Origin of the sequence: Halorussus marinus, assembly GCF_004521895.1 — an archaeon.
In the GTDB taxonomy this organism is placed as follows: Archaea; Halobacteriota; Halobacteria; order Halobacteriales; family Haladaptataceae; genus Halorussus; species Halorussus marinus.
The window spans coordinates 428,488-444,673 of sequence record NZ_SBIR01000001.1; the positions used below are offsets into that span (position 1 = coordinate 428,488).

The window sequence follows — 16,186 nt, forward strand, 5'->3', positions numbered from 1 at the left end:
GGGCGTCGTTCAAAACGATTTCGGAGCGCGAGCGCACGCCGTGAGCGTCTCCCACGGGCCTCGCCCACCGCGTCGGCGAACGCGGATTTCCGGGGGCGTCGTCACCGCGTCGCCAGTCGTTCGACCAGAAACCCGCCGGCCGTCTCGGCGACCGTCTCGCGCTGGCCGACGAAGAAGTGGTCGGCGCTCAACTCTACGACCTCGAACCCCAGTTCGCGCGCGCGCTCGACCACCGGCGCCCAGTCGGCGGTGTCGTCGCGGGCGCCGTAAATCACCTGTACAGGCGCGTCGACGTCGTCGAGCGCCGCGGCGGCGTCGAGGTCGGCGGCGAGCCCCGATGCGGGCGCGAGCAGCGAGACGGCGTCGGGTCGGGCCTCGACGGTCGCGGCCGCCAGCGCCGCCACCGCGCCGCCGAAGCTGAAGCCGAACAGCCCGACCCGGTCGTACCGCTCTCGGGCCCACCGGTAGGCGTTGCGCGCGTCCTCGCGCTCGCCGTACCCCTCGTCCCAATCGCCGTAATCGAACCGCAGGCAGGCGATCCCACGGTCGACGAGGTGCTCGCTGACGGCCGTCAGTCGGTCGTCGCCGCGGTGGCCGCGGTGCTGGGGGTGGGGCGGACACGCGACCGTTACGGCGGCTTCGTCGTCGGATTCGGGCCGGTCCAGCGTCGCGCGCACGTCCCGGGCGCCGGGGAGCGGGAGGTCTTCGGAGTGCACGAGAGCCTGTTGGGGAGGTGAGGATTTTAAGGGTAAGGTCACGAAATGGTGGTGTATGGGAGTACTCTCACGCATGTCGTACGTCGTCCGGTCGAAGGTGAACGCGTTGCTCAACCGGGCGGAGGACCCGTCGGAGACGCTCGATTACTCCTACGAGCAGATGCGCGACGAGTTGCAGGACGTGAAACAGGGGATCGCGGACCTCACGACCCAGAAAAAGCGCCTCGAAATGCAGAAGCGAAAGCTCGAGGAGAACGTCGAGAAGCACAACGATCAGGCCCGCCAGGCCGTCGAGGCCGACCGCGAGGACCTCGCGCGCCAGGCCCTAGAGAAGAAGAAGACGAAGATGAACCAGATCGAGGAACTGGAAGACCAGATCGCCGATCTCCAGAACACTCAGGACAACCTCGTCGACAAGAAAAACCAGCTCCAGAACCGCATCGAGGAGTTCAAGACCAAAAAGGAGAGCATGAAGGCCCGTTACGAGGCCGCGGAGGCCCAGACCCGCGTCTCGGAGGCGATGACCGGTGCGGGCGAGGAGATGGAGGACGTTGGCCGGGCCATCGAGCGCGCCGAGGGCCGCACCGAGGAGATGGAGGCCCGCGCGCAGGCGATGGACGAACTTCAGGAGTCGGGGACCTTCGAGGACGCCCTCTCGGACAAGGACAGCCTCGACCGCGAACTCGAAGACGTTCGGACTTCCGGCGAGGTCGATGCCGAACTCGAGACCCTGAAGGCCGAGATGGGCAAGGGGTCGGTCGACACCGGGGACGCCGACGCGGAGCCGGAAGTCGACGCCGAGCCGGAAGTCGAGGCCGAGACCGAATCGGTCGCCGACGAGGACATCGAGGCCGAACTCGAGGAGATCCGCGACGACGAGGAGAACTAGATCGGAGCGGTCACGCCCGGCCGTGGGCGGCGAGTTCGACCGCGAGGTCGGGATCGGGAGCGGCCGTGATCCGGACGGTATCGCCGTCGCGCTCGACGACGTAGTGGACGGCGGGCGCGTCGTCGCCGGTCGGCACCACGAGGGTCTCGTTCTCGCCCGGCGTCGCTCCGCGATCGTCGAGTAGCTCTCGCCACGCCGCCTCGAACTCGGCGGCCTCGTCGGGCGACTCCCAGACGCTCACCCAGTGGGTCGCGGTCGTGGCCGCCTCGGCGTAGTAGTACATCCGGTCGTTCGCCAGTCCGTCGGCCGCCGCGGCGGCCGCGCCGAACGACCGGCCGTTGATCCTGAGCGCGTGTCGGAGCGCGAGCTCGCCGACCGTGTCGGTGTGGTACCGCGTCAGCGCCTCGAACTCCTGTGAGCTCGCCGGGGCCTCGGGGAGGGTCGCTCGCGGGACGGCCCCGTCGGAGTCGAGCAGTTCCGCGGTCGAGTTCGGCGGCGACCGGATCGCGGCCGACCGCTCGTCGGGCGCGGCGCCGATCGCTCGGTAGTACTCGTAGCCGTAGTAGTAGGGCGTGCCGCCGAGGCTGTTCGGCCATGCCGCCCGCGCCAGCGTCCGGTTGTAGTCGGCCGGCGAGTAGTCGCCGCCGTAGCGGGCGACGTACTCCTCGGTCGTCCACGTCGCGTCGCCCTCCACCAGCGACGTGGTGACGAGTCTGGCGTCGGTCGTCCACCGCGGGAACGTCGACCGGAACCCCTCCCGCGAGGGCGCCAACAGGTCCCGCTGGAACTGGAGCGCGTGGACGAACTCGTGGGCCAACACGACCTCCTGTGAGACGCCGTACGCCGCGAGGTCGGTCGCGTTCATGAGATAGATGTGGACGCCGTCGCCGCGCTCGACGGCGTAGCCCAGCGGCATCCGGCGTTCGGTGGTCGCGTTCGAGTACAACTGGAGCGCGCGAGCGCCGGCGGGTCGGATCTCGCCGAACTGATCGCGGACGTCGATCTCCGGGCCGGCGTCGTCGTCGTACTCGTGGAGCGTGATCGGCTCGGTCGCCGACAGCTCTCGGAGCGCTTCGACTCGCGTCAGCACCGCGGCTGGGTCGTAGTCCGGGTCGAACCCACCTTCGAGGACCACCGTCTCGTTCGGCTCGGTCGCGGTACCGTCTTGTGATATCTCCGCCAATTCGGCGGCTTGCTGTTCCCCCACTGCCGGCGGCGGGCCGCCCGCGGCCGGGGTCACGCCCGCGACCGCGAGCGCGACCGCCACCGCGAGGACGACTCGCACGTCCCCTGCCATGGGGACACACACGCGACGGAGCGCCAAAAGAACCCCGGCGACCCACCGCCGTCGCTAGTAGTCCCGGCCCCACCGAACCGCGTTGTAGTTGTCGTCGAGTTCGGTATCGAGCGAGCTCTCGAAGGCGGCGACCAGCGACTCGGCGCTCCCGCGGTCGATGGCGGCCAGCTCGTCGGCCTTCGAGACGGCGCCCGGCGGACCGCGCCGGAGCGCGATCTCCCCGAGGATCTGGCGCTCGATCCGCTCGCGGGTCTCGGCGTCGGCGGTGAACGCGTAGGGGGCCTCGATCTTGAAGATCAGGTCCCGGCGGGGATCGTAGACCACGCAGAAGGTGACTCGGTACTGATCGGGGTCGAGGGACCGATCGAGGAGGCCCCGATCCGGGTCGCCGAAAAACGCGTCCATCCCCGCCGTCGAGACGAACCAGTTGGTCAGCGTCAGTTCGTCGGTGAGCCGCTCGAACTCGCCGCCGACGCGCTCGCGGCGTTCGAGCAACTGCGCGAACAGCCCCGCGTCGTGGGCCCACGGCACCGGGCCGAACTCGGTCCGGCGCTTCAGCGTCCGGACGATCGACTTCGAGGAGACGTTCTTGACGAAGCCCGCGAGCGGAACCTCCCGATCGACGAACGTCTCGACCAGTTCGACGTAGTTGTCGAGGATCCGACCGACGTGGGGCGACTCCTCGAACAGGTCGGTGAGCACCGAGCTCCGGTAGTACCACCGGAGGACGCCCTTGGGGTAGAGGGGCCCGTCGAGCAACAGGAACTCCGCGACCCGATCGGCGTGGTCGATCGCGTGGGTGCTCTCGGCCAGATAGAGCGCGAGGGCGTGAACCACGTCCTCCTCGTACTGGTTTCGGGGCAAATTCGTGTGGACGATCCGGCGCCGGCTCCCGTCGTCGTAGGGCTCCCACTCGGTCTCGAAGTCGGTGGAGGTGTCGTTGGAGTGGACGGCCTTCACCACCGTCCGGCGGTCGTGGAGGTCGAGGTCCGACGGCGTCGCGCTCATCGCGGCGTGAGCCACGTCGACCACCAGCCCGTTCTTGAACACCTTCGGGTTGAGCGTCCCGGCGTCCAGACCGTGGGTCGTCCCGAACGGCTCGGCTTCGAGCGCGACCTCCTCGGCGTTCACCCGCCGGCGCCGGAGCTCGGTGAGGGGCTCTATGATCGGGCCGTCGTCGCCGTACAGCGGGTCGAGGTACTCCCGCCAGACGGTCTCGGCCGACTCCCGGTGGTCAGCGTCCTCGGCGTCGTAGTCGATGCGGTCGGCCAACCCCGCGATGCCGTCGAAGTGCACCGGGTCGAGGGTCATGCGAATCACGTCCCGGCCGAGCGCGAAAAAGGGCGGGGTTCGGTCGGCGCCTCCGGGGGTCGGCCCGGCTCACTCCTCGTCGGTCGCCACCACGGTCTTGCCCGTCTCCTCGGGGACCACTCGGCGGTCGGCGCCGACCCACTCCCGATCGAGCTCCCGGCCGTCGAACAGCCGGTCGAGGAACACCGCGAGTCCCGCGACCTCCGAGTGGGGTTGGTTGGTCACACCGACGTTCCAGTCGGCGGCCTCGTACACGTCGAACGACACCTTCTGGGAGCCGACGACCGTCAGGATCGGTTCGCCGACCCCGCCGTCGCCCCCGCGGTGGGCGCGCCGAATCGCGCCTTCGACGTCCTGTACGCGCTCGCCGTACATCGTAAGGTGGACGACTTTCCCGTCCCACTCGCGGAGGACCCGCCGGGGGCTCTCGGTGAGTTCGACCGCGAACGGGCCGCCGAACCGGTCGGTGATGTCCGCGATCGTATCGACGGACTTGCTCGCGTCGCCCGCCAGAACGGCGCGGTCGGCGCCGAGCGCGCGGGCGGTCAGCCCGACGTGGGTCGTCATCCGCTCGTCGCGGCCCGGCCGGTGACCCAGCCGGAGGACCGCGACCTCGGGTTCGCCTTGCATGGGCGCCCATCGGGGGCCGGCGGGTTAGGGGGTTTCGGAACGCGGCGCGCGACCGGAAAGCACTTTGGCGCAACCGGTCCAAGTTCGGTCATGCAACTCTCCGACAGGCGGGTCGTGATCACCGGCGGGGCCGGGCTCGTCGGCTCGCACCTCGCCGCCGCGCTCGCGCCGGACAACGACGTGCTGGTCGCCGACGACCTCTCGAAGGGCGACGCCGATCGGGTGCCCGACGGCGCCGAACTCGTCGTGGCCGATATGACAGACTCCGACGACGTCGCCGAGGTAATCACCGACGACGTCGACATGGTCTTTCACTTCGCGGCCTACACCGACACCAACTACGACGACGACCGCCGGCTGTTCGAGGAGAACGGCGCGATGACCTACAACGTCCTCGAACGCATGGACGAGGTCGGCGTCGACAGGATCGCGTTCACGTCCTCCTCGACCGTCTACGGCGAGGCCCCGATGCCGACGCCCGAGGACTACGCCCCGCTCGAACCCATCAGCATCTACGGGTCGAGCAAGCTCGCCGACGAGGGGCTGGTCTCGACGTACGCTCACTCGTACGGGATGCAGGCGTGGGTCTACCGGTTCGCCAACATCGTCGGACCCCACCAGCGGGGCAACGTCGTCCCCGACTTCATCGAGAAGCTCCTCGACGACCCCGAGCGCCTGACGATCCTCGGCGACGGCCGCCAGGAGAAGTCCTACCTCCACGTCGAGGAGTGTGTCGACGCGATGTGCCACGTCGTCGAGCACGCCGACGAGCCTCTCAACATCTACAACCTCGGCACCCGGACCACCACCTCGGTCAACGCCATCGCCGACATCGTCGCCGACGAGATGGGGCTGGACCCCGACTACGAGTACACCGGCGGCGACCGCGGGTGGACCGGCGACGTGCCGAAGATGCGGCTCTCGATCGAGAAGCTCTCGGCGCTCGGGTGGACGCCGTCGACGTCGAGCGACGAGTCGGTCCGTCGGGCGGCCCGCCAGTTGCTCGCGGAGCTCCGCGAGCAATCCTAGGCGACCGAGAACTCGGCGCGGGCCTCGGCGTCGGTCCCGGTCGCGTTCAGTTGGGCGACCACCGCGTACGCGCCCGGGTCGGGGTCCTCCCACGCGTCCGAGAACTCCCGGCGCTCGCCGGCGGCGAGCGTCTCGGTGCGTAGCGCCTGCGTGAACAGTCGGCCGTCGCTCGCCCGCCAGCGCTCCTCGCCGTCCTCGAACACCGCGAAGTCGGCCGAGAGGCCGCTTCGGAACGTCAGTTCGACGGGCTCGCCCGCGTTCTCGACCTCGTAGTCGAACGCCACGCGGCCGTCTGCGACCGACGCGGTCACGGTGCTCCGTAGGGCCATAGTTCGGCGTGGTGACCCCGGCGTGAAAACGCTTCCGTGCCGGCCCGCGGTCGGGTCGGCTGGCCCGCACCGAACGGCACGCCTTTTACTCGCCGAGCGCGTAGCCGGATTCGTGCAGATCGTGGGCTACGAGACCGAGCGCGAGGATCGCCGGCCGGCGTTGCTCGTCGCCGAAGACGGGCGCGTCCGGCGCGAGCCCCTACGACCCGGCGAGGACCTCGCCTACGCGCTGGGCGAGCGTCGGTGTGCGGGCGCGCTCGACGGCGCCGACCACTACCCGTGCGACCGCGACGGGGCGCCGTACTGCGAGGCCCACACCTCGACGTGGGTCTGTGCCCGGTGTACCGGCACCTGTCTCAAAGACGAGATGGACTGCCACGAGGACCACGCCGTCTACCTCGCGGCGTTCGCGCCCGCGACGTTCAAGATCGGCGTGACCCGCGAGTGGCGGCTCCGGACCCGGCTCCGCGAACAGGGGGCGGATCGGGCCGCCCACCTCCGGACGGTCTCGAACGGCCGGATCGCCCGCGAGATCGAGGCCCGGATCGCCGAGACCTACACCGATCGGGTGCGCGTCCCCGATAAGGTCGCCGGGCTCCACCGCGCGGTCGACGACCGGGCGTGGTCGGCGACGCTCGCGGAGTTCGACCACGAGGCGACGTTCGCGTTCGACTACGGCTTCGACCTCGACTCGGGCGCCGTCCCGGAGACGCTGGCGACCGGCACCGTGGTGGGCGTACAGGGTCGAGTGCTCGTGTTGGCGCGGGGCGACACGACCTACGCGGTCGACATGCGCGAACTGGTCGGCCACGCGGTCCGGCCGGAGGCCGACGATCGGGACCGCCAGTCGAGTCTGGGGGCGTTCTGAGCGGCCGCCCGGCCTCGCGCAAGCTTTAATCCGCCCCGCGAGCGAACTCGTAGCGATGGTCGAAGACGCCGAGGCCGGCGATGCCGACGCCGACGCCGACCCCGTCGAAGTGGGCGTCGAACTCCTCTCGAAGCTCGAACACCCCGAGCTCACGGTCGCGGAGGCGGTCGACCGGATCGAGACGGTGACGACCCATCCGGCGACCACGCGCGAGATTCTGGACGCCGCCGAGAAGCGCGGCGTCATCGAGCGCGAGGACGGCGTCGTGCGGCCGAGCGGCGGCTACCTCAGCTTCCAGAGCGAAATCGTCACCAAGGAGGGGGAGTTCTCGTGTCGGCGCTGTGGCGCGAGCATCTCGACGGGCTACTTCATGAAGCTCGACGCCGCCGAACACGGCGCGTTCGGTCCCGAGTGCATCCGGAAGGTCACCGGCCGCGACTGAGCTCCTCGATGAGGGTTTCGAGGGTCCGTTGCTGTTCGGCCAGCAGTTCGTTCTGGCGCTCGACGGCCTCGGTGAGCGCCTCCAACTGCGCCGCGGTGTCGTCGGCTTCGAGCTCGGAGCTGGCGGGCTCGAACCCCGAGTCGGCGAACCCGTCGGCCGACTCACCGTTCGAGGCGTCGTCCCCGTCCCCGTCCCCGTCGGCGGCCGCGGCCGCATTGTCGGTCCCGGTCTGCGCGCCGTCGGTCCCGGTCGCGGCCGGTTCGTCGGCCGCCGGTGGCTCGTTGCTCGTGATCGGCTCGCCGGCCGCCACCGAGTCGGCGGCGCCCGACGTCTCGGGCCCGTCCGACGCGCCGCCCGACTGCTCGGCGGGCGCGGGCTCGGCGACCGCCTCCCCGCCGTCGCCCGGTCGCTCGTCGGTGGTCACGCCCGCGTCGTCCTCGATGATCGCACCGTCGTCGTCGAGCTCCGGCGGGTTCGCCTCGATCGGGTCGACGCCGCCGGCGAGCGGATCGGCCGGTTCGTCGTCGGTCTCGGGGCTCGCCTCGGCGTCGGCGCCCGCCGCCGGGTCGGCGCGGTCCTCGGGGTCTGCGTGCTCGCGAGCGAACTCCTCGTACGAGCTCGCGCCGTGGTACTCCAGCAGCGCGCGCTCGATGCGCTCGCGCACTTCGCGGGTCTGGTCGCTCGGCGTCTTGATCCGCTGGGGCCGGCCCTCGCTCTCGACGATGATCTGGGAGGAGACGTTGCCCTCCTCGACGTCGAGCGCGGTCACGTCGCCGAAGTGATACTCCTCGTAGTCCTCGTCCCAGACGGCCGCGCCGACGTGCTTGACGACGCGCTCGCTGGTGATCACGAGCGTGAGCTCGCTGAACTGGTAGGTCTGGGTGACGGTCTCGTCGGCGCCCGTCACGCCCGCGGCGTTCAACACGCCCGCGAGTACCGGATGGAGCGCCTCGTAGAGTCGGCTGGTCGGCACTTTGAACCGCTGTTCGCCCTCGATGCCGAAGTCGAGGGTGATGGCCGACTTGCGCCGCCCCTCCGAGATCTCGATGCGCTCTGCGTCGTGGGGGTACTCTTCGACCGACTCGTCGCTGAGCAGCCCGTCGGCTCGATAGACGAGCGTTCGAGTCCGCGTCACGTAGAGTCCGTCCTCGCCGCCGAGCGGCACCTGGGCCGCGATCTGTTCGCCGTCGAGCTTCGACTGCACGATACCGGGAACGCTCATGCTCAGGTATGATTAGCCTCCCGGCTTAAATCCGCCGGGTGGCACGTCGGGTCGAACGCGCGCGAAATCACCGTGCCTCGCGGTGACGAATCCGGTCCAGATGAGAAGTTTAAAGAGTTCCTCTCGCCTACCTCGAACCGAGCCCGGGTGGCTTAGCTGGACATAGCGCCGCACTCATAGGGTTCTGAGATTCGGTGCTCAGGCCTTGGAAGCCTCCCCATGTCCGCCGAGGACTGCCGAGCCTCGAACCTGGGACATGCGGAGATCGAGGGTTCGGAGCCCTCCCCGGGCATAATTCCAATCCTTAAGGTGCTCAAAATAACTATGCTGGGAGGGGTGCCTACCGTGAACTGCATCCTGCGATAACGACCGTACCCACTACAGCGGAAACCAGGGGGTAGTCGGCGTGAGCGGGGGCTGCCCCTGTTGCGGAACGCCCTTCGAGTCTGGGGACTACCGCTGCGGCGAATGCGGCAAGGACCTCGTTGACGTTGACGAGACCTCGGCCCGTAGCGTGGGGTGGTCGGCGTGAGCGACGTCCCGAACCTCGACTGGGGCGCCCTCTTCTGGGAAACCCGCGGCTTCCTCAACCTCGACGAAGGCGCCCCGTCCCTCGGGATGAACTCAAGGAGACGGCAGTCGCGAACGGCTGGACCGAACGCGAGTTCGGAACCGCGCTGCGCGCGACCGATGACGTCGAAGCCGTCGACGACCCTCTCGCCTCGAATCTCGACCTGCAGTTCAACACTGCCGACGAGAGCGACAGCGCCGGCGTCGACCCAGACGATACCAACAATCGTGCCAACCCCGACCCCGAGCCCACGGTGGACCTCGGACTGACCTACGCCGACGTCTCCCAGTCCGGCGCCGGCGCGCACGCCATCTACCCCGGAGAACTCCCCGACGGAGTGAAACAGGCTGCCTGGCAGCTTGACGACGAACCCTGGGGTGCGAACGATGATCTCCCCAGCATCGAGATCTACCCCGGCAAGCGCGTCTGCGTGATGACCGGCGAGCACGTCCCCGGTACCTCCACAGAGGTCCACGAGTGGAACGCCGACGTCCTCGAACCACTCCCCGAGGCCAACGACCAGGTCACCGATGACCGGCCAAACGTCTCGACCGCTCGCGAGGACTACGACCTCGACAACTACGAGCCCGAGGCAATGTCCGCGACCGAAACCACCGACGATATCCGCGACATCTTCGCGGCGCTCGACCGGCTCGACGCCCGCCGCGTCGCCGACCGCATCATTGTCCATCGCTGAAACGATGACGCCAGCACCAGCGAGGGCAAGCGCGCGTTCGCCCCGACGTGGGGACGGAACTCGAACGGGACAGCAAACATCGTCGACGACCAGATCTGGCAGGACACCGGCGACGAAGGTGGCTACGGCGGCCCGGTGACCATGGCCGCGATTGACGTCGGCGAGACGAGCCACCGCAACGCCGCCCCATCTCGGGGTGAGACGTGGTGGAAGGGCGTCGAGCACCTCCGCGAACTCGGATTCAACATCCCCAAGCTTGACCGCAGCGCTGCTCGCGACGACGAGGACCTCCCGGGGCTCCTCGAGGACGGCCTCAACGCCGGCGATGATGTCGAGAGCCACCCCGTCAGCTCCCTGCCGGTCGGGCAACTCGAACACCTCTCCTACCACGAGCGCAAGCGCACCGCGAAGAAACGCAGCCTCGACTGGCCCAGCACGCGGGAAGCTCGCGACCAGCTCTTCGCGACGATCACCGAGGTCATGCGCAACGAGGACACCGCCGTCGTCGACGCCCCGACCTCGCTCGGGAAAAGCCACACCGTCGCGACCACTGCGTGGAACAGCGACACCTCGCTCAACGGCATCACCGGCGGCCGGCCCGTCATCCACCTGCAGGCGACTCGCGACGCTCGCGACGAAGCCATCGAGGCCGCCGCGGACGCCGACGTCGACTCCTTCGTCCTGCAGTCCCGCCACGAGGCGTGCCCGGTCGCTGCCGGAGACTACGACCCGCCCGAAGATGGCGAGGACATCGACTACACGCCGCTCACCATGGACGGGATGCCCGCCAGCGAGTGGATCGAGTGATGTGTGACGGCCGCGGCCTCCCCTTCTCGTTCGTCTACCGCCGCCTCGAGGACAACAACGACCAGAGCACGACGCTCCCGTGCTGCGAGGGTTCGTCGACCACCTACGACGAGGACGAAGGCGACTTCGACGACGGCGAACCCGCGAAATGCCCGGCCATCCGTCAGTGGGAATCCTTCCGGCCGAAGCGCGAGCACGGCGACCTCGACCTCGTCTTCGCGACCCACAACTTCGCGCACGTCCCCGGCCTCCGGATGGGGACGAACATCGTCATCGACGAGGAACCCGACTTCGTTCAGGACATGGACAAGCAGCGCGTTGAGCAAGCGGTCACCGCCTACCTGCAGGCCATCGACGCTCCCGTGACGAACTGAGAGGCGTTCATACAACTTTCCCGGCACGGCGGCTACCAGGGCGACGCCGCTCGCGAGCGCGACGCCCTCCAGGACGCTCTCAACGACGAACGCCGGCCGAACACTACTTTGAGGACCCGCGAGCTCACACGATAGCGCCGGCGCTCGCCCGCGCCATCTTCCACGCTGAAGACCGCGGGAACGGCCGCCGCGTCGGGAAGACCAGTTACGAGCCGCCGCGGCTCGACGCCGGCGCGCAACTCATCGCGGCGAAGCTCCAGCGCGAAATCGCGTGTCTTAAAGGCCAACTCACCAGCGCGGATGGTGATGACGCGTGAGGACGTACGGGCCCGAGGTCACGTTCGATTTCCCGAGCGGGGACGACCGCGTCCAGGTCCTCGTTGAAGCCGTCGGCCTCGACTACGGCGAGAGCCACCACTTCTGGAACAGCCACGATGTCGACGACGAACTCCGGCAAGCGCTCCAGGAAGCCATCACGGTCGCGACCCACGGCCGGGTCGACCTCTTCGGGTTCGAGCTCCACACCATCGACCACACTGCTGCGCGCGTCGAGATCACCGGTAGCTTCGGCGTCTCAGACGACCTGCCGAGTGACTTCGAGTCGTTCGCGAAAGAGGGTGGTCACGCGTGAGCCGCGTCGATGCACCGACCTCGCCATCGACTCCTACCGTTGGAGTACGCCGCTCGACGTCATCGACGCTGACGACCTCGTCGAGTGGGAGACTCCGTTCGCCGACGGCTGGTGGACGCACACCATCCGGCTCAAGTCCACCGATATCGAGTACGACCTCGAGTACAGCAGCATCCCCGACCCTGCGCGGGTCGAACTTTACACATTCGAGGACGAGGAGCGCTGCGAGAAACGCGGCGACGTCCAGCACCTCGCAGTCATCGAAGAGGACTACGTTCTGATATGCGGGACGACGACGAACAGAGGGGATGTCTCTCACCGCCCGGACCCGGACAACCCCGGCCAGCCGGCCTGCCAGTACGCGAGCATGAACGACATGTGGTTCCGGAAACAGCCGGAGGTTCTCGGTGACGGCTGGTCGCTGTGCGAGGCCTGTGACTCCGACGCCGAGACAGACTCTGACGACGGGAGTACCATGGACGTCGATGTCAAGCTCCCGGACCGCCTCACCCCCGAGGACGTCGAGGACGCAGTCGACGAGCACCGGCAGGCCCACGGAATGGCGAAGCTCGGCGACGTCGCCGACGCACTCGAACTCTCCGTCGGGCGGATGCGCACGGTACTCGTCGCTCTCGACCTCTACGGAGAGCATGTTCGCGAGGTCTACCGGCCGAAGGGTGGTGGTCGGCAATGAGTGAAGACCTCGAAGCCATCCTGGAGAAGGCCGCCAGCGAGAACGCGATGCTCGCGCGTGTGCGCCGACACGCCGAGGAGCGTCCGGTCGAACCCCGGGCCGAGGACGTCCGCGAGGCCGTCGAAATCGAGGTCCGGCATCACCGCGACAGCCAGTTTGCCGAAGCGTGGACGTGCCCGAGCTGCGGCGGAGAGAGCACCGAACCCGACTCGCGGATCATCGACCACGCGAACGAGGTCCGGGTGACGTGCCCCCAGTGCGGCGCCGTCGACTACATCCCGCAGGGAACTGGGCCAGCGCGCCCGCGTGAGGAGGTGTCGAGCTGATGGCGGAGGTCATCCCCATCGAGGGCTACCACGACCTCGTCAGCGACGACCATCTCGACCTCTAGGAGGCAGACGCCATCGCTGAGGCGCTCGACCGTACCGCCGGGAAGGCCGTCGATGTCCTCTACCTTCCCCCGGAGCTCGCTGAGGAGAAGTGTCTCGACCCTGAGGACGGCACCGATTCCGTGTTCGTCGTCAAACTACGCCCCGAGCGAGAGACCGATAGCGCCTACTACGCCTGGCAGGGGTGGCGAGCCGCGTGGTTCCCGAAAGTCGCTAGCCGGGTCTACGTCCAGGCGAGCGACGCGGACATCGACGAGCTGACTGTCGAGGAGGCCGCCGACGCGGCTGCGGAGGCCGACCGTCTATGCGGTCGCGACGACCGCGCGGACGACCGCGGCGCCCAGCCGTGGTGTGAAGAGTTCATGAGCCAGCACGACACCTAGGTTGCGCTTGACTAGAGCGAACTCGTACCGGGCAAGGAGAGGGTTCGCGAGCCGAGCTCGGGGACGCGGTTCGAGCATGGTGTCGACTACGAACTTGACCGGAGCGACGGCCGGATCAAGGTACTGTCGGGTGATGCGATGAGTGACGGCGTGGTCTACGAGATCGACTACGAGTACAAGCCAACAGGAAGCTATACTGCGGCCGATGCGGGGGCAGACCCGGACACAATCGTGCGGACAGTGTCGTCGCTGACTACGAACCGGACGTGCGATCAGGCCGCGCTCTATGTAATCCAGCGGATCCAGGATCCACAGTGGGAGGAAGAGGTTACAATGCCGAAGATTGACGCCGGGTTGTCGCTCGTCCACCACTTATCGTTGGAGGGGTTGCCGGCTCAGGGGGTCGGACGGAGATCCAGGATATCGAGCAGTCCCGGCGGAGGCGGTCTTGCACCTAGGGACGTGGTTGAGTCCAGGCGATGTGCTTGGCGACTTCGAGACGCGGACCTCGTCGGTAAGCGAGCGGGTGTAGGTGGTACAGAAAACCATGGCTTCACGCCGTGTGCCGGCGCGAAGTCCCCACCCATGGTGAGTCACGCCAGAGGGCTTCAACCAACCAAACCTGATTGTGGCGTGCAATTGATGTTTTCCATACAGGTGATATAACACTTACTATATGGAATACATTACTGAGTTACCTGTTTTGAATATGGGAGTAATAACACAAGATACTTAATAAGTAATTCACTATTTCTGACCGTACCCCTACCCGACAGGTGTTCGAGTAATGTTGCCGCCCCATTCCGGGAACGCAGCACAAAGACCCTGTCACCGAAACAACAAGCAAAAAATGACAACGACAACAACAAAAGTTCGTGCAGTCTTCATGACTGCGCTGATGGTGATGTCCGTGTTCGCGATGGTTCCGCTGTCTGCAAGCGCACAGCAGGCATCCAGTGCGAACGTCAGTGAAGGACACACCGTAGATCTTAGTCAGGGAACCCTGACCGGTATCGACCATACAATCACTCTTACTGGCGTCAACGCCAATAACGACGAAATCACTATCGATATTAGCGAAACGAACGATGCTAATATCGATGTCAGTGGGGACTATAGTGACGGTCCTGCTACGAACATCCAGAATGACATTAGCGTAGATGGTGACACGGTTACCGTTACCGTTGACGGTAATGTCAACAACGGCATGGTTCAGATTCCCTTGACCCTCGACGCAAGCAGTGACGATGTCGAGGAAGACAGCCGGATCCGTCACCAGATCTCGCTCGGTAGCAACTCGTACACGGTCGCGTACAAGACCATTGAGCTGCCGACCGACACAGTTGGCTCGAGCGATGACAGTGTGACGGCGTACGCAGGTGAGACGCTGACCTTCCAGGAAGGTAAGGACACCGTCATCACGATCTACGAATCTGACGGTAACAACGGCTGGGACTCGGTCGACCGCTTCTCGACCAGCCCCGGTGACGCTGTCGACTTCGACACTTCCGATCTCGAAGGCGACTACGTCATCACCTACGACGACGCTGAACCCCAAAACGCTCCGGACAGTGGAAGCGGTATCGACACTAGTACGGAGACTCGTCTGACGGTCAACGAGCTGAACATGAACGTTGAGGCGGACGACCTCAACGTGACGACCGAAGACAACATCACCGCAGAAGTCTCGTCCGCGGCGTTTGGAGAAGACTTCTACGCGGAGCTCTACGAGGAAGGCGCGGACTTCGAGGACGACAACCCGCTCCGACGCGTCGTCGATTCCTTCGACGGTACCGGTGACGCGAACGTCGACCTCGGGAATGTCTCCAGCCTTGAGGACGGCAGCGCTGGCGACTACGTCGTGCGTGCGGTCCACAACAACACCGAGATTGAGGACACGTCTGACACGATCAACGTCACCGCGGCCGGTGACGCTGACGTCGACTTCGAGGATAGCTCGACGCTCTACCAGGAGCGCGGTGACGTCGCGGAGTTCACCGTCGACCTCCAGAACACCGACGAGGCATACGTCGAGATCGGCGGTCAGAGCAGTAACTTCTTGGCGAACTTCACCGTCACCGATGGTGACGACGACGACAGCAACGTGACTGTCTCCGTCAACACCATGACGACCAAGGACGCTCAGAATGTCGGCAAGTTCATTAGCGTCAGTGACACTGACTCGTTCAGTGTCGACAACAACGGGATGGCATCGAGCCACGGCGATCAGGGCATCTACACGGGCGACCCGCTCACTCCTGTTGACGCCACGAACGGTAACGCGCTCACCAGTCCGATTTCGGCCGGTGGGTCGTACAACCTGGTCGTCGCAACGGAGGACGACGAACGTGACGCGAAGAAAATCCTGAGCATCGACCGGCCGTCGGTCGACGGCGTGAACACATGGGTCTACGAGGGTAGCCTGCCTGACAGCGACGAAACCGCTGAACTGCTTGACGGCGTCAGTAGCACTGACACCATCGCGCAGGGTGACGCAGTGGTCGTCGAAGCGCAGGTCTCCGGTATCCACGGCTACCTCAACGACAGTATCGAGGCACCGTTCGGCTACGGTGAGCGTGCCGGCCCTGACACGATCGCAACCGACAACAGCGGTAACGAACTTCGGAACAGCAACGTCTTCCTGAACGTGACGGAGACGAACACGGGTCCGAACGCGGTCGCGACCGCCTACGACTACGACGACGTTGACACTGCATACTACGATGCAGAGAACAACACGGTGTACTACGCGTTCCAGACCGGCAACAACGGTCTGAGCGCAGACGCCAACTACAACGCAGAGATGAAGGTGTTCAAGGGCAACGATGCGTACACGAGTACGCAGAATGCGTCGGCTGACTTCGAAGTGGCCGAGCAGAACATCGAAATCACTGGCCTGAACTCGAG

Annotated in this window: 18 protein-coding genes and 1 tRNA gene; 13 read left to right on the forward strand and 6 right to left on the reverse strand. The window is 66.6% G+C overall.

Features of this window, described 5'->3' with window-relative positions; all coding sequences use genetic code 11:
• Positions 1–101 precede the first annotated feature (101 nt).
• The gene (locus EPL04_RS02125) at positions 102–716 is read right to left on the reverse strand and encodes a dienelactone hydrolase family protein (RefSeq protein ID WP_134668957.1); all 615 of its coding nucleotides are present in this window, start codon (positions 714–716) and stop codon (positions 102–104) included.
• 55 nt (positions 717–771) lie between these two features.
• Here EPL04_RS02125 and EPL04_RS02130 point away from each other — a divergent pair, with 55 nt between their 5' ends.
• Entirely contained in the window at positions 772–1,605 is an 834-nt protein-coding gene (locus tag EPL04_RS02130; protein ID WP_134668959.1) for a PspA/IM30 family protein, read from the forward strand.
• A 10-nt stretch (positions 1,606–1,615) separates the two neighbouring features.
• Here EPL04_RS02130 and EPL04_RS02135 read toward each other — a convergent pair whose 3' ends face one another.
• From EPL04_RS02135 to EPL04_RS02145, 3 genes are all read right to left on the reverse strand, one after another.
• Positions 1,616–2,902: a hypothetical protein gene (locus EPL04_RS02135; RefSeq protein ID WP_134668961.1), complete on the reverse strand. Its 1,287-nt coding sequence runs from the start codon at positions 2,900–2,902 to the stop codon at positions 1,616–1,618.
• A 54-nt stretch (positions 2,903–2,956) separates the two neighbouring features.
• Positions 2,957–4,213, reverse strand: a complete 1,257-nt coding sequence (locus EPL04_RS02140; protein WP_134668963.1) for a DNA double-strand break repair nuclease NurA — start codon at positions 4,211–4,213, stop codon at positions 2,957–2,959.
• Between the two features lie 69 nt (positions 4,214–4,282).
• Positions 4,283–4,843 carry a tRNA (cytidine(56)-2'-O)-methyltransferase gene (locus EPL04_RS02145; RefSeq protein WP_134668965.1) on the reverse strand — a complete coding sequence of 187 codons (561 nt, stop codon included), beginning with the start codon at positions 4,841–4,843 and terminating at the stop codon, positions 4,283–4,285.
• A 90-nt stretch (positions 4,844–4,933) separates the two neighbouring features.
• Between EPL04_RS02145 and EPL04_RS02150 the strand changes: the two genes are divergently transcribed.
• Positions 4,934–5,872 (forward strand): NAD-dependent epimerase/dehydratase family protein, encoded by a 939-nt coding sequence (locus EPL04_RS02150; protein WP_134668967.1) that lies wholly within the window; start codon positions 4,934–4,936, stop codon positions 5,870–5,872.
• Here the strand turns inward: EPL04_RS02150 and EPL04_RS02155 are convergent.
• Positions 5,869–6,201 (reverse strand): BsuPI-related putative proteinase inhibitor, encoded by a 333-nt coding sequence (locus EPL04_RS02155; RefSeq protein ID WP_134668969.1) that lies wholly within the window; start codon positions 6,199–6,201, stop codon positions 5,869–5,871. The two genes, EPL04_RS02150 and EPL04_RS02155, sit on opposite strands and share 4 nt — an antisense overlap.
• Positions 6,202–6,313: 112 nt before the next feature.
• On the opposite strand from EPL04_RS02155, the gene EPL04_RS02160 reads away from it, so the two are divergent.
• Together EPL04_RS02160 and EPL04_RS02165 are read left to right on the forward strand one after the other, a co-directional pair.
• Positions 6,314–7,069 (forward strand): DUF2797 domain-containing protein, encoded by a 756-nt coding sequence (locus EPL04_RS02160; protein ID WP_134668971.1) that lies wholly within the window; start codon positions 6,314–6,316, stop codon positions 7,067–7,069.
• A 55-nt stretch (positions 7,070–7,124) separates the two neighbouring features.
• On the forward strand, positions 7,125–7,511 hold the full coding sequence (locus EPL04_RS02165; protein ID WP_134668972.1) for a DUF5830 family protein: 387 nt from the start codon (positions 7,125–7,127) through the stop codon (positions 7,509–7,511).
• Here EPL04_RS02165 and EPL04_RS02170 read toward each other — a convergent pair.
• Positions 7,495–8,733, reverse strand: a complete 1,239-nt coding sequence (locus EPL04_RS02170) for a DUF7115 domain-containing protein (protein WP_134668974.1) — start codon at positions 8,731–8,733, stop codon at positions 7,495–7,497. The two genes, EPL04_RS02165 and EPL04_RS02170, sit on opposite strands and share 17 nt — an antisense overlap.
• A gap of 141 nt (positions 8,734–8,874) precedes the next feature.
• On the opposite strand from EPL04_RS02170, the gene EPL04_RS18575 reads away from it, so the two are divergent.
• The 9 genes from EPL04_RS18575 to EPL04_RS02210 all read left to right on the forward strand — a co-directional run.
• Positions 8,875–9,025 (forward strand) — tRNA-Met (locus tag EPL04_RS18575).
• Between the two features lie 532 nt (positions 9,026–9,557).
• Positions 9,558–10,001 carry a hypothetical protein gene (locus EPL04_RS02175; protein ID WP_134668976.1) on the forward strand — a complete coding sequence of 148 codons (444 nt, stop codon included), beginning with the start codon at positions 9,558–9,560 and terminating at the stop codon, positions 9,999–10,001.
• Between the two features lie 141 nt (positions 10,002–10,142).
• Complete coding sequence (locus tag EPL04_RS02180; protein WP_134668978.1) at positions 10,143–10,808, forward strand: hypothetical protein; 666 nt, start codon at positions 10,143–10,145, stop codon at positions 10,806–10,808.
• Positions 10,808–11,182 carry a hypothetical protein gene (locus EPL04_RS02185; protein ID WP_134668980.1) on the forward strand — a complete coding sequence of 125 codons (375 nt, stop codon included), beginning with the start codon at positions 10,808–10,810 and terminating at the stop codon, positions 11,180–11,182. Before EPL04_RS02180 ends, EPL04_RS02185 begins: the two co-directional genes overlap by 1 nt.
• 313 nt (positions 11,183–11,495) lie before the next feature.
• Positions 11,496–11,813 (forward strand): hypothetical protein, encoded by a 318-nt coding sequence (locus EPL04_RS02190; protein ID WP_134668981.1) that lies wholly within the window; start codon positions 11,496–11,498, stop codon positions 11,811–11,813.
• Positions 11,800–12,507, forward strand: a complete 708-nt coding sequence (locus EPL04_RS02195; protein ID WP_134668983.1) for a hypothetical protein — start codon at positions 11,800–11,802, stop codon at positions 12,505–12,507. Before EPL04_RS02190 ends, EPL04_RS02195 begins: the two co-directional genes overlap by 14 nt.
• A complete protein-coding gene (locus EPL04_RS02200) occupies positions 12,504–12,833 on the forward strand; it encodes a hypothetical protein (protein WP_134668985.1) in 330 nt (109 codons plus the stop codon). Before EPL04_RS02195 ends, EPL04_RS02200 begins: the two co-directional genes overlap by 4 nt.
• 185 nt (positions 12,834–13,018) lie before the next feature.
• Positions 13,019–13,279 (forward strand): hypothetical protein, encoded by a 261-nt coding sequence (locus tag EPL04_RS02205; RefSeq protein ID WP_134668986.1) that lies wholly within the window; start codon positions 13,019–13,021, stop codon positions 13,277–13,279.
• Positions 13,280–14,165: 886 nt separating this feature from the next.
• Positions 14,166–16,186 (forward strand): DUF7827 domain-containing protein (locus EPL04_RS02210; protein WP_167599394.1); only part of this gene is annotated, 2,021 nt, incomplete at its 3' end.

Excerpts from the sequence above, each read along its gene's own strand:
- EPL04_RS02130 (WP_134668959.1), top strand. The coding sequence starts at position 772 with ATGGGAGTACTCTCACGCATGTCGTACGTCGTCCGGTCGAAGGTGAAC.
- EPL04_RS02135 (WP_134668961.1), bottom strand. The coding sequence starts at position 2,902 with ATGGCAGGGGACGTGCGAGTCGTCCTCGCGGTGGCGGTCGCGCTCGCG.
- EPL04_RS02140 (WP_134668963.1), bottom strand. The coding sequence starts at position 4,213 with ATGACCCTCGACCCGGTGCACTTCGACGGCATCGCGGGGTTGGCCGAC.
- EPL04_RS02145 (WP_134668965.1), bottom strand. The coding sequence starts at position 4,843 with ATGCAAGGCGAACCCGAGGTCGCGGTCCTCCGGCTGGGTCACCGGCCG.
- EPL04_RS02150 (WP_134668967.1), top strand. The coding sequence starts at position 4,934 with ATGCAACTCTCCGACAGGCGGGTCGTGATCACCGGCGGGGCCGGGCTC.
- EPL04_RS02155 (WP_134668969.1), bottom strand. The coding sequence starts at position 6,201 with ATGGCCCTACGGAGCACCGTGACCGCGTCGGTCGCAGACGGCCGCGTG.
- EPL04_RS02165 (WP_134668972.1), top strand. The coding sequence starts at position 7,125 with ATGGTCGAAGACGCCGAGGCCGGCGATGCCGACGCCGACGCCGACCCC.
- EPL04_RS02170 (WP_134668974.1), bottom strand. The coding sequence starts at position 8,733 with ATGAGCGTTCCCGGTATCGTGCAGTCGAAGCTCGACGGCGAACAGATC.
- EPL04_RS02180 (WP_134668978.1), top strand. The coding sequence starts at position 10,143 with ATGGCCGCGATTGACGTCGGCGAGACGAGCCACCGCAACGCCGCCCCA.
- EPL04_RS02185 (WP_134668980.1), top strand. The coding sequence starts at position 10,808 with ATGTGTGACGGCCGCGGCCTCCCCTTCTCGTTCGTCTACCGCCGCCTC.
- EPL04_RS02200 (WP_134668985.1), top strand. The coding sequence starts at position 12,504 with ATGAGTGAAGACCTCGAAGCCATCCTGGAGAAGGCCGCCAGCGAGAAC.